The following is a 14,361-nucleotide window of genomic DNA, read 5'->3' on the forward strand; positions in this document are numbered from 1 at the left end:
TGCATTTATTCCTAATATATTAATAGATTGAGAAGCAGTTTTTACGTGTCCTTACTTTCCTTCCGGATAATTTTTGACACTATATTACTCCAAGAAGATTTGTAGTTGTCCTTAAAAAAACCTTGAATTCTCAAACATTATACAAAAAGCAAATTAAAATACTATCAATAAACTTAACAGGGGGCAAAATCATAAATTAGAGGGGTTAAATTAACATTCTAAATTAAGATATAAAATAAAAAAACGACCTTATTTTAACATTTTCAATAATTATAATTAAAAATTATAAACAACTCTTTAATTTTTAATGTTTTAATATTAAAAATTAAATTTCTCTTTAGTATATATTAAAGAAAAAAAATATTAGAACAGAAAGAATATGCTCTTAATTTTAAGAGTACAAAAAAGTAAAAAATATGGTATAGAATTTTAGATTTATGCTTTTATTCTAGTGAACAACACGGTAAATTATCTTTGTTTTAAATTAACAGTAGCTTCAAAAGGAGAAGCAGGTAAATTTTCTTTGTTATATAAATTAGCATCCGAGGGATTGTCTGCCCATGCATATCTAACTTTTGAAGGATTTGTTATTGAATCATTCCAAATTACAACTTTGTCACCTTCAATAACAGCATTTGCCCAGACAAATTTACCATCGTCGCCTGCAATTGCAAAACCTTTTAATGGAAGGTTATCTTTACTGATTAAGCCGGTTCCAATATCCGTAAAACTCAGAATCAGTCTGTTTCCTTTTTGTTCAGCTGCTTTAAAAACCGGACCGGAAGCAACTAGATTTTTCTCGCCATAAACCAATTTTCTTGCCTGCAATGCTAATCTTCTGCCCACATCATATTTATTTAAGGGATGAATATCATTCCATTCTCCTAAGTCTATTGTTACGGTCATTCCTGTATTTGGAACTTTTAAAGTATTAAGCTGTTGTTGTCTTAATGCAGCCCAATTACTTTCTCCCGGTTCTGGTTTCGGGTCCATAAAATTAGGAAGCTGAACAAACAAAAACGGTAGTTTTTCCTGATGCCATTGTTCTCTCCAATTAGCAATTAACGTTTCCATTAATGCTAAATATTCAGACGGGTTTTTTGTACTCGATTCACCCTGATACCAAAGCACACCTTTTATCGGATAATTTTTTAATGGCGCAATCATAGCATTATAAAGCCCGACAGGCTTCCATCTTACAAAAGTCTGTCCTGGCAGCGGAAGCATTTTTGTCCCTAATTTATATTTCCATGACCCTTTTAAATCAATCGAATCATTTCCAAATGTCAGTTCGTATGGCTTTTCTGTTACAAAACCTCCTTTTCCTGTGTTGTTTATAACCCGAATAGCAATTTCGTTTTTACCTTCTTTTAAAATGTCAGCGTTAAAAGAATAAATTCTCGGCGGATACATATAAGATGTTGTTCCAACGAAATTTCCATTAACGTATACTGAATCCGCATCTACGATTCGGCCTAAAACCAATTTTGCAGTAGCTGTATTTACTTTTGCAACGGTAAACTCCTTTCTGAACCAAACTGCCCCATTAACATTTCCAAGTTCATTGTCTGCCCAATAACCCGGAATATTCATTGTTTTCCAATCAGAATCCTCTAATTCAGGTTCTGACCATTTATTTTTTAATCCGATATCTGTATTGTTTAATAATTGATACCAATTGCTGCTCACCTTTCGGTCATTTTCATCAATCTGTTTTTCTAATGTTCCGTCTTTAAATTTTAGATATTCCTGATAATATTCAGGGAATTTCTTTATTCCGTCTTCATTTATCCAGGATTCAGCAGGTGAACCGCCCAAAGCACTGTTAATTAATCCGATTGGAATTTTATATTTTTCATAGATTTCACTGGCAAAAAAATATCCAACACCCGAAAACTGCAAAACACTAACCGGGTTTGTCGAAATCCATTCGCCTGACGAAAAATCAGATTTTTGACTTTCAAAAAAATATTGATCCGGAACTAAAAATTGCCTGATATTAGAATTGTCTGCTTTTGCTATAATATCTTTGTATTTGTACTTAAGGCGTTCCATCGGAAGTTCCATATTAGACTGCCCGGAACAAACCCAAACATCCCCAAAAAGAATATTTTTAAGCACAATCGTATTACTGGCTTTTAAAGTCATTTCATAAGGTCCACCGGCTTTTTGTGTTGGCAATACAATCATCCATTTTCCATCTTCACCAGCTAAGGCTTTATAGGTCTTATGATTAAAATCAAGCTCCACTTTTTCCTTTGGCGATGCCCAGCCCCAAATATTGACCTTAACATCACGCTGTAAAATCATTCCATCGCTTATTAAACGTGGCAATTTTATTTGAGAAAAGAGACTTACACTTAAAAATAGTGCAACAAACAATGCTATTTTTTTCATTGAATATTCTTTTTTAGAAGTTTTTTGCCACGAATTACACAAATCTGCACAAATTATTTTTTTGAATCTTGCTAATAATTTAAATTTGTGAGAATTCGTGTAATTCGTGGCAAAAAAATCTTATTACTCATAGGTATATAATTTTAGCTTTTGAATCTCATAATCACCGACAGAAATCCTGAGATGTCTTCCCTGATGGGTTTGATCCCCGTTAAAATGACGAATTGTTCTCCAAACATTATTATCAAATCTGCCTTGATCGACTTTTAAAATTCCGGCATTCAAAGCATTATTTTTTAAAGACCTAAAAGTTACTACAATTCCGGAACCCGCAATGTAAAATTCATCGGGACCTGTTTCTATAATAATTGCGCTCGACATTGGCCAAATAGCTTCTTTAGCCCCATCTGACCAATTTAACGTATAATCATGTTTAAAAGTAAATTCATAATTGCCTAATTTGATAATTTGTATGGCGTTTTCTTTGTCTAAAAGTACACCATCAATCTTACCAAGCCCTTTATATTGCTCAATTACCGGAGTTAATTGTTTGACTAAATCATATATTCTTCCCAACGGTTCTTTTTTGGCATCTGTTATTGATTCAATAGAAAAAGGAGAAAAACCAATAGCTTCATAATGCCCAATTGCATACAATCCCTTGAATGGTGCTGTAGCATCAAAACGATGTTCCGGTATAAATAATGGATCTCCCTGTCGGGTAAACAAATCATTCCATTTTTTAAACGAAGGATTATAAAAATCCGGGGCAAGAAAATCTATGTCATTTCCTGCTGCTTTCCAGACATCCATTAAATGTGGTAATGGCCCGGCGCTTGGATATTCGCCCGGTTTTTTCTCAGGAGCATTCAGGGCCGCATTCACAAACATTGGTATTCCGTAACTGTCTTTTCCTGCTTTGGCAATTTTATTGGTGAATTTTGAAAAGAACCATGCCATAAAAATTTCATCTGTCTGCAGACCTTTGCCAAAAACTGTTTCCCAGTTTCCAGAAATTTTAAAACCATTTTTTTTCCATAGTTCTAAAAATTCGGGCACTAGTTTTTCTTTGTTTTCCTGCATGTACTGTAATAATTCTTTTGGTACTTCTTTTTTGAAAGCTTCATTTGCCAATGGATGATAATCTCTTGCTGTTGGCAACATTCCGATTTCATTTTCAACCTGAATCATTATTACGGTTTGATCTTTTTTATCAAAATCTTTAATGTGCGCCATTAATTTTTTTAAAGCATTTAAATCTGCTTCCAAATTGTTTTCACTAAATGGCGTTAAAATTTCATGACTTTTATTTTTATCATCCTTTACTCTCGGATATTTTTTCTGATTTAATTTTACCCATGCCGGAGCGTGGCTTGACATACTGTTTTTCCAGGATCCAAACCAAAGAAATACCAATTTTAAATTTTCTTTTCTGGCTTTAAGAATCAAATCATCTACTAAAGAAAAATCAAAACTGCCTTCCTCCTTTTCAATCAGTTCCCAATAAATTGGAGTCAGGACCGTATTAAGATTCATGTCGGTTAACTTTTGCCAAATTGGTTCCATACTTTCCATACTTGTGGCAGAGGAATTTCCTAACTCACCACCACGTATAATAAATGGTTTACCATTGACTATTAATTGTGTCTTATTTCCTTTTTTTTGAAGGTTTGGTATAGCACTTTGGCTATATACTCCCTGAAAAAAAAGCACAAACAAGCAAAAAGATATTTTTTTTAAAAAATTAATCATCCTGAAATTTTATATTAATAACTCATTAAATTAACTCGTTGGGGTAATTCATAAAAACATGATTTAACACACTTCGACTCCGCTCAGTACAAGCTAGGGACATAGATATTATTTAAAAACAAAAAAAAGAAATACATTTCTTTCGCATGGCTATGTGAATTTTAAATAAGTGAAACGCCTGCTTTTGAACATACAAAATCTATGTTTCTATGTGTTGAAAAATAATTACACTCAACGGGTTAAATTATAATACTTTATAAAAAATAAAGAAAGTAAAAAATCCATATTGAATCCCAATAGTAATGGTTTTCAATATGGATTTTATTATGCTAAAGATTTAAGGTTTCTTTACTAATTCACCCGAAAAATCTAAACTTACATCTTTTCCTGCAAGACCATCCGCTGTTCCTTTGTAGGCATGTTTACGAACAAAATTTGCATCCCAAAGATTAGGCGATTCGTCAGGAAGCCAGTATACATGTTCCTTAACCCTATCTGAAACTCCCCATATAGTCACACCATATTGTTGTGCTGCAGGAATGTATTTTTTATACATATCTATAACGTATTGATACATTTCGGCCTGAGAAGCTTGTTGGACAACTGTTGGGCTATTAGTTCCTAATCTAACATCCAATTCAGAAATTTTAATCAATTTTCCGCTGGCTGCCAGTTTTTGGAACATTTGCGCAATTTTGGCTTTATCAGTTGTAAGTGAAATATGCATTTGTGTTCCGATACCATCAACCGTAGCGCCCTGACTTTCAATATATTTTACATATTCAATTAATCCATCACATTTATCAAGTCTTGATTCTAAATTATAGTCATTTATAAACAGTTTATCAGTTGAATTACCATACTGGCGGGCTAATTTAAATGCTGTTACCGCATAATCTTTGCCTAAATATTTTATCCATGAAAAATAATCTGTTGCTGTAGTACTTTCAGTTCCGTTTCTTAATGTTCCGTCTTCCTTCATAGGTTCGTTAACCACATCCCATGCAAAAACGCCGGTTTTATAATGAGTCACCATTTTAGAAATCCAATCTGTCATTGCATTACCAATGATTAATTTTTTTTCAGCATCGGTTTTATCAATAATAACAGTCGAAGAACCTCCACCACTTGCTGCTCCGGTTGTAACAACTACATTGTCAATATAGTAAGTACCGGCGGCGGCTCCTAAATCAAAGTTTAAACCAGTTTCGTCACCAGATGCTGTAATTTTCCACTCTACAAGTTTCCAAGTAGCAGATGTAGCCTGGTCTCCCTGATAATGAGCTGATCCGCCTGTAGTCGAACAACGAACTGAACCGGCAGCTTCAGAACGAATCATATAAGAAACGGTATATTCTTTGGCTGCTGTTAATTTTGCAGTAAAATCAGAATGGATCTGAGTTTTCCATTGATTGGATGCATCACTGGTTGCATTGATTACTTTCATAGCACCGTTACCTTCATAAGCATTTGAAGCATCAGCAAGACTCAAAGCATTCGTAGCTCCATTGTATTTTGACCAGCCGCTGATATCTGTATTGAATTTACCGTTGCTAATCATATTCACAATCGAAGATGCTGCATCAAGATCAACAACCGATAAGGTGTTTACATCAATTAGATAGGTCACATTTGGCAGATAACCTAAATCTAAATTAAATTTGAAACTGGTGCTTCCTACTTTAAAATCACTTGCACTTAGCTTAATTTTAACTTGTTGCCATTGTGATGAAGTTACAAAAGCCTCTGTGAAACTTCCTCCTGTGTTATACCAATCTTTCCAGGGATATTGATTAGTTAATGATGCATTAAAAGAAATACGTCCTTTACCGGCCACATCTGATTTGATATAAAAAGAAAGTTCATAATTATGACCGGTCACAATGGCAACATCCGGTGATGTCAACTGTAAATTATATGCCGCAGATGATGTGGCACTTGCAGCTAACTGAATCGCTTGTGAAGTACTTGTAAGTCCCGAATTTGCAACTATTGTTATTCCTTTCCCGGGATTATTTCTTGCCCAATTGGTAAATGTACCATTTGTTAATCCTGTTAAATCAAGAGAATTACTGCCACTGGAGCCTGGAATTACTGTTGGTGCAATTATACCGTTTAAGTAACTGGCGTTTTGATTGGAGTGCCAAACTAAGGTATGTCCAAACACAGACAGACCTGCTTCTTTAGTTTTAGCTACAAAAGCATCCATCGTTGCAAAGTTTATTTCTCCTTTTGCATTTACCATGGGACCATGTTTCATTTCATATCCTGGCGTCACTTCATCAAAGTTTGCATTTACAATATTTCGGTAAGCGTCATCACTCATATACAAATCCACTCCAATTCCGTTTCCTAAAACAAAATTAGTATAGTTTTTTAATGGTTCATATCTGCTGATTTTTTCAACTAAGGCTAATGGAAGCTCTGCTCCTGTTACTTCTCCGTGATCAGGATCTTTTTCCCAATCCATTAAATTATCATCACATGATGCAAAAATCAATAATGACGAGGCTATTATAGGTAATATCTTTTTATATTTCATTTTGATGTTTTTTTAGTTTTCGAAATCATTATAAACCGGTGTAGCCAGCGATACAATTCTCCAGTTATCAGTATATACACTAACATTAGTTGCTTTAGAAGCAAATTCTACTTCACTTGCGTTTCCTGTAACGTTTTGCAATTTAATGTCTGAGTTTTCAAAATAAAAACCGAAATTTTTATAGGTAGCAGCTTCACGGTATGCCAAAACAGCTTCAAAAGTAAATTCTTCTTTAGACCATGTATATAATTTATTTAACGGAATTGTAACTGTAGTCCAGCCTGTTGTCTGAAACGCTGTTGATTTTCCGTCTACAATCCATGGAACGTAATTATAACATGCTCCGGTCCATTCCCCACCGTTAAAATTATTTATTAAGCAAATCTTCAGAAAACCGGAATCTTTCCATTCATTAGGAACATAAATATCAAACTGCAGTGCAACTTTACTTAAAGATGTACTTGCCGGAATATAAGGAGTCAACTGAGCTCTCCAGTCATCCACACCGTTTCCTGCAGTCCAAACTTCAGAGCAACGGTTTTTAGCTGCGTCAAAAGAAGCGATACGAGCCGGACGATGAGGAACATATTTTCCCTGTGAAGTATTTCCTGTTCCCAAAGCAGCTGATGCTAAATCTCCCGGTTGAATCATACTTGTTGCAGTACCCCAGTAGCCATGAGATCCTTTTCCATCAAAATTAAGTAATACGCCTTTTTTAAAGTTAAAATAAGCCGGAGAATACACACCGCCATTAGAGCTCTGAACAAACAATGAACCACCATCTTCTGAAACTCCGGCAGGAACAACAACAGTAAAAAATTCACCATCTTCATCTGAAGTGATTCCGGTTGTCGTTTCTACATTCCCGGGAAAAACTACCTTACTTACTTCTGTTAAACCCGAACCATAAACAGTTATCGTTTCACCCGGATTTGGCAATGTATTTGAAATATTTGTAATAGCAGGTTTTGCTGAACGAATTTCAAATGAATAAATAGTTTCATTGCTGTCATTGGCAAAACGAATTGTATTTCGTACAGAAGGATCTGCATCTAAAGTAGGTGTGTCAGCAGAAACACTAACTAACATCGAAGTATTAGAAACAAAAACAACATTAAAATAAGTAGAGTATCCATTGATATAAACCTTCTTTAATCCTTTAAAACCAGAACCTTCAATACGCAATAATTGTCCTAATCTTGCAAAAGTAACTTCCCTGTCCGGTACGGATGAGTTAACATCTTCCAGGAATACTTTGCTGATTGTTATTTCTCCGCCGCCTTCACTGGAATCGCTGTTGTCACAAGCAGTGAAAATCATGCTAAAAACCATTATCCCAAGAAATAATATGGGTGTCCAATAATTTTTATTTAAAATATATTTCTTCATATTAATTGCTCTTTTATATTTATTATTTTTCATAATAGTTAGAATAAGTCTGTTATTCTATCTTCTGTAAAAGTATACGGAACAGGATTCTCTCTCAATAATGGATTTTGAATAAGTTCAGATTCCGGATAAGGCAAAAGAAAAATAGTTTCATCAATAACTCCGATAGAACGGGAACTATTACTTTTTGATGGATCAACAGATACGGTGTTAGTTGCTGTATTATACAGAATTGGAACAATAGTTCCTCTGTTTTGTCCGGTGATATAATTAATAACTTCTTGTTGTTTGTAATATGATCTGCGAACCAAGTCGTACCAATATTGTCCTTCCATACATAATTCAACCCTTCTTTCGTGTATGATGTCATTGTACGTAAGAGTTGCTTTAGTACCCAGGCCTGCGCGTGAACGAAGTTTATTTACTCCCATTAGAGCTGTTGCATCAGCAGTACTGGCATTATTTCCTAAAGCGGCTTCTGCATAATTTAAATATACCTCTCCTAAACGCAGCATATAGGTATTCAGAGCTGAGTTCATGCGTGAAATTTTTGAATTGTCTTTATTAGAACCTACAACTCCTTTTTTAACAGTAAGAAAATCAGCTCCATGATCAACGGTATAACCTCCGTTTGCCTTATTAATTTCTGCATAATAATCATTGTCGCCCATCCAGGTAGCTTTACGACGGTTGTCAGTAGATTCATATTCCTGCAAAACATTATAAGAAGCTCTTGTCCAATATCCCCAGGCGGCATCATCACCTGTAATATCAGAACCCAGTGCAAAATAAGCCTGTTGTGTATTGGTCACTCCATAATCACCATTAGGCACCCATTGCAATGCAAACATAGACTCTGTATTGTTGTTGTTGTCTATCTTGAATAAATCGGCATAATTATCCATTAAAGTGTAAGGTCCATCGTTGATAACTTTTAAAGCTGCTTTTTTAGCCAAATCAAGATACTCCTGATTTCTTGATCCGCTGTTTGGATTATCACTTATTCCTGAATAGGATAAGTAAACACGAGACAACATACCAAAAGCACTATATTTAGTTAAACGCCCCGCCTGACCTGCTTGTGCAGGAAGGTTTTTGGCAGCATATTCTAAATCACGAATGGCAAATTCATAAACATCTTTTAAAGGATTTTTATTGACAATAGGATTTTTTACTAATTCTTTAGGGTCTGTAGAGATAATTACATCACCCCATAGCGAAGCAAGATACCAGTATGCTGTTCCTCTCATAAATCTGGCTTCAGCAATATATTTGCTTTTTATACTTTCACTAACTTCACTATCCGTAATACCAATTATAACGTTATTGGACTGTTGTACAACATTATACAATGATGCCCAAGCCGAAACTAATGGCCCCGTTAACCCTGTTTCTGATAGATCTGTAAATGGATAAACATAGTCAGAAAAAGGGGCATACAAGTTATCCGAACGCCCGTCGCCTAAACCATAGTAAAATTTATCATTAAAATCAAACCAGACTTTATTGTACAGCGGACCTGTAGCTGCCTGAAAATCAGATTCAGTTTTATAAAAGTTTTCTTTTGTAATTTGATCTTCCGGTTCAACATCTAAAAGATCACTACAACTAGTCCAAACAAATGGCAATGCGATCATAAGAACCGTGTAAAATATTTTTTTTGTTTTCATTGTTTGTAGTATTTTAGAAATTAACATTTAATCCTAGAGTAGTAATTATAGGCGATGGGTAACGTCCGTTATCAACACCTGTCAAAAGAACATTCTGATTGATAGATCCTACTTCAGGATCATATCCTTTGTATTTTGTAAATGTTAATAGATTTTGCGCATTAGTATAGATTTTGATATTAGAAATACCATATTTAGTGTATAATTCTTTTGGCAGGTTATAACCAATTGAAATGTTTTTCACTCTTAACCATCTTCAACAAATCGATTGCTTAAACGATAATTAGATGCTGAAGAGGCAGATGAAGCTCCAATTCTTGGCATATAAGGATCTCCCCCAACAATCTGTACATTACGATAATCATTTGGACCAGTCGGATCAATTAACTCCAACTGTGCATATCCCAATGCTGATTTCAATAAATTGGTGTTTTCACGAGGATTTTCCAACCAGCGTCTTTGATAATTTAGTACCTCATTTCCATAAGAACCTGTCAGCAATATATTGATATCAAAACCTTTAAATGAAAATGTATTTCCGACACCAAAAGTGAAATCGGGAGCTGGATTTCCAATATAACCGGTATCTTTTTCATTAATAACACCGTCTTTATTTGCATCTTCAAACATATAATCTCCAATCCAGACGCCATTTTCTCCAATTTGCATTCCTTCAGGCAATGCGGTTGGTTTAACATTTCCGTCTTTATCTTTATAATAGAAATCTGTAGCTTTCTCAAAACGCCCAATTACTTTATAACCGTAAAACTGACCTATTGGCTGCCCTACTGCAGTACGCGTAACAACTGTAACATCAGATCCTTGTTGAATAGTACTATTGTAAACACCTGTTTCTGAATTAAGTGCAAGAACCTTGCTCCTATTCATGGAAAAAATAAAATTAGATTTCCAGCTAAAATCATTTCTTTGCATGTTTATAGTGCTTAAGTTAAATTCAAGTCCTTTATTTTCAAGTGAACCTATATTTACCGTTGGCGGTGCAGTAGATCCCTGCCCTGTTGTACCCACATAAGCAGGAAGTGCTAATTGCAGGAGTAAACCATCTGTTTTTTTATAATAAACATCAGCAACAAGTTCTATTCTATTATTAAAAAGACCAAGATCTAATCCTATATTACTGGAATAGGTTTTTTCCCATCCTAAATCCGAATTAGCTGTATTTGTTGCAATCTGTCCGCTTCCCCAATTAGTTGCTGAAGTACCATAAACAGAGGTATAAGCATAATTAGGTACACTTTGATTACCAACAATACCCCAGCCCAAACGTAATTTCATATTATTGATAGTAGTATTATTTTTTAAGAAAGACTCGTTAGAAACTTTCCAGGCTAAAGCTGCAGATGGAAACCAGTCCCAACGATTTTCTTCAGCAAACTGAGATGAACCATCTCTTCTTATCGTAGCTGTTAGTAAATATTTATCATTAAAGGAATAAAACATTCTTCCAAAATAAGAACTAAGGGCTCTTGTTGAACTTGCATTTGAATTTCTGGCAGTAGTAGGATCTCCGGCATTCAAATCAGTTGCTCCGTTAGTAATATACCCGGAACGGTATCCATATAGATTCTCCCAATGTTGTTCCTGCATTTCTTCACCCAACATGATATTTACAGTATGTTTTCCAAAAGTTTTATTGTAGGTTAATAAATTATTCCAAATCCAATTTTCACTGAGAGATTTTGTTCTGGTTCCTTCTCTCACATCATTTACCAATGCTCCAAAAGTATAAGCAGGATTAAAAGTGTAGTTATTTCCAAAGCCATAATCTAAGGAATATTGTGTTTTAAGCTTTAAATCTTTTGTAAAACCAATTTCAGCATATGCATTTGCTCTTATTCCGTAATTCTCATTGTGATTATCTCTCATTAAGGCAAGACCTAACGGATTATTTTGAACAAATTCGGTTGTATCCGGTCCGTCAAATGTACCATCAGCATTACGAACGGCAACATTTGGAGTCTGCTTAAGCGCTGTTAAGATTAAAGAACTATCATTAAATGTTGTTACCTGATTTGTTTTGTTAAAAGCCATATTTACTCCAATCTTTAAAAAGCTTTTAACCTGAGAATCAATAACTCCCCTAAGATTAAAACGATCAAACGAGGAACCTGCTGCAATTCCCTCCTGATCCAGATAACCAACCCCCATAGCATAAGTCGTTTTATCCGACCCTCCGGAAGCTGATAAATTATAATTTTGCATCATGGCAGTTGTAAATAATTCATCCTGCCAATTTGTTCCTTCCCCTAGTAAATCAGGACGGATAAAATAAGGGTCTCTTTGTACGATTCCCAAATCAGCACGTGTATTTTTAAGGGTTCCATACTCTCTAAGATTAAGAACCTGTAATTGTTTTGGTATTTTCTGCCAGCCAACATAACTGTCAAAGTTTAAGGCAAGATCCCCTTTTTTTCCGGTTTTGGTTGTAATCATTATTACACCTCCTGCTGCTCTGGAGCCATAAATAGCAGTTGCCGAAGCATCTTTTAAAACATCAACCGAAGCAATATCTGCCGGATTAATACCTGCAAGTGGATTAGTGTTATTTGAACCTGTTGTTCCATCAATCACAACACCATCAATCACATAAATAGGTTCATTTGATCCGGTTATTGAACTTATACCACGAATACGAATAGAAGAACTGGAACCTGGCGCACCATTATTGGCCTGTACATTTATACCGGCTGCACGTCCCTGCAAAACCTGATCAATAGTAGTCGCTACAGATTGAGTTATTGCAGCACTTGTTACTGAAGAGACAGCTCCGGTTAAATCTCCTCTTTTCATAGTACCGTAACCTACTACCACAACTTCTTTTAAGCTGTTTAAGTTTTCTTCCAGTATTATATTTATTTTTTTCTGATTATTAATTAAAACTTCTTTAGTCTTATAACCAATAAAACTAAAGCTTAAAACTGCATTTGCCGGTATAGAATTAATTGTAAACGTACCATCAAAATTAGTAACTGTACTATTCTTTGTCCCTTTTATAATAACATTTACTCCGGGTATTGGACCGTTATTATCAGATACTGTTCCCGATACAGTGGTTTGAGCATTTACCGCAGCAGAAAATACCAGCATTAGAATTAAAAATCCTAAATTTTTGAAGTATTTTGATTTGCTTTTAGTAATTAAAAAGTTAGTCATAAATAATTGATTTAAATTAGTTAATAGTTATGGTTAGTTAGTTTTTACTTAATTGTATTTCAAGGATCTTTTTTGTTTCGAAGAGAAATAAACAGAGACCTAATGGAGACAAATATATATAAAATATAATAATACACAATCGGTTGCGTTAATTATTTTTATGAATATGAAAAAAAATAATTATTTAAAAAACATAATATATATTTATAATAAGAAAAACATGAATATTATTTAATATAGCGGTAATTAAATAATAAAAGATTACAGATATTGAATGCATTAATATGAATTCTTAAAAAAAACATAAAAGCAGAGAATAACAGAAAATTCAATATTTATATAGATTTTATATTGGATTTAAAATCTTAAATACTGTTAAATTAATATCTATATGATAAACCAAAAAACTAATCCTACAAAAATATTTGCTGTCAAAATTATAAAGCAATATTATTGTAAATTCAAGAGCGATAAAAATGATAATTTAACTTGTTTTTAAAACAAAAAAACTCCTTTCGAATAAATATGAAAGGAGTTCTGCCAACTAAGAAAAATATAGTTAAGTCAATTTTGACTTTATTTTAATTTATAAATTCATTTTTTTAGCATCTTCAACAAATTGTTTTAATCCAATATCCGTTAAAGGGTGTTTTAATAAGCCTTTGATGGCTGATAAAGGGCCTGTCATAACATCAGATCCTATTTTTGCACAATTAACAACGTGCATTGTATGTCTGATAGAAGCAGATAATATTTGAGTTTCATAATTATAATTATCATAAATCTCTCTTATTTCAGCAATCAAATGCATACCGTCTGTTGAAATATCATCTAATCTTCCCAGAAAAGGAGAAACATAAGTTGCCCCTGCCTTTGCCGCCAATAAAGCCTGACCTGCAGAGAATACCAAAGTAACATTGGTTCTGATTCCTTTATTCGAAAAATATTTACATGCTTTTACACCATCCTCAATCATTGGTAATTTTACCACAATTTGTTTGTGTAAAGCTGCTAATTCTTCCCCTTCCCTAACCATTCCTTCATAGTCTGTTGAAATAACTTCGGCAGAAACATCCCCATCGACAATGTTACAAATGTTAAGATAATGCTGTAAAATATTTTCTTTTCCTGCAATACCTTCTTTTGCCATTAATGACGGATTGGTTGTAACACCATCTAAAACACCCATTGCCTGGGCTTCTTTAATGTCTTCTAAATTTGCTGTATCTATAAAAAATTTCATTTGTTTTTATTTAAGTTTAAGTAAATTATAAATATTTAATTTAAAAAATAGATTGTTTCAATGCTAATTTGAATTTTTAAGTATCCATAAAAAAAAATTAAGGTCAGAGGAACTAACAACAAACCTCCGACCCTAATTTCTTCAGATAAGCATTTTTAAAATTTGGGGCAAAATTTTATTTTAATACTGAAGCG

Annotated in this window: 8 protein-coding genes; all 8 read right to left on the bottom strand. The window is 33.9% G+C overall.

What is annotated here, in order from left to right:
- Positions 1-468: 468 nt before the first annotated feature.
- Positions 469-2,397 (bottom strand): sialate O-acetylesterase, encoded by a 1,929-nt coding sequence (locus PMI10_RS07310; protein ID WP_007806205.1) that lies wholly within the window; start codon positions 2,395-2,397, stop codon positions 469-471.
- A 123-nt stretch (positions 2,398-2,520) separates the two neighbouring features.
- On the bottom strand, positions 2,521-4,149 hold the full coding sequence (locus PMI10_RS07315) for a GH35 family beta-galactosidase (protein ID WP_007806207.1): 1,629 nt from the start codon (positions 4,147-4,149) through the stop codon (positions 2,521-2,523).
- 337 nt (positions 4,150-4,486) lie between these two features.
- Positions 4,487-6,691 (bottom strand): endo-1,4-beta-xylanase, encoded by a 2,205-nt coding sequence (locus tag PMI10_RS07320; protein WP_007806209.1) that lies wholly within the window; start codon positions 6,689-6,691, stop codon positions 4,487-4,489.
- Between the two features lie 12 nt (positions 6,692-6,703).
- On the bottom strand, positions 6,704-8,080 hold the full coding sequence (locus tag PMI10_RS07325; protein WP_007806211.1) for a glycan-binding surface protein: 1,377 nt from the start codon (positions 8,078-8,080) through the stop codon (positions 6,704-6,706).
- Positions 8,081-8,118: 38 nt separating this feature from the next.
- Positions 8,119-9,750: a RagB/SusD family nutrient uptake outer membrane protein gene (locus PMI10_RS07330; RefSeq protein WP_007806213.1), complete on the bottom strand. Its 1,632-nt coding sequence runs from the start codon at positions 9,748-9,750 to the stop codon at positions 8,119-8,121.
- 13 nt (positions 9,751-9,763) lie between these two features.
- Positions 9,764-9,994, bottom strand: coding sequence for a hypothetical protein (locus tag PMI10_RS22255; RefSeq protein WP_202948183.1), 231 nt, complete (start codon positions 9,992-9,994; stop codon positions 9,764-9,766).
- Positions 9,995-9,996: 2 nt separating this feature from the next.
- Positions 9,997-12,924 carry a SusC/RagA family TonB-linked outer membrane protein gene (locus PMI10_RS07335; RefSeq protein WP_007806214.1) on the bottom strand — a complete coding sequence of 976 codons (2,928 nt, stop codon included), beginning with the start codon at positions 12,922-12,924 and terminating at the stop codon, positions 9,997-9,999.
- Positions 12,925-13,510: 586 nt separating this feature from the next.
- Positions 13,511-14,167 (bottom strand): fructose-6-phosphate aldolase, encoded by a 657-nt coding sequence (fsa, locus tag PMI10_RS07340; protein WP_007806215.1) that lies wholly within the window; start codon positions 14,165-14,167, stop codon positions 13,511-13,513.
- Positions 14,168-14,361 lie beyond the last annotated feature (194 nt).

It is taken from the genome of Flavobacterium sp. CF136, from assembly GCF_000282055.1.
GTDB lineage: Bacteria > Bacteroidota > Bacteroidia > Flavobacteriales > Flavobacteriaceae > Flavobacterium.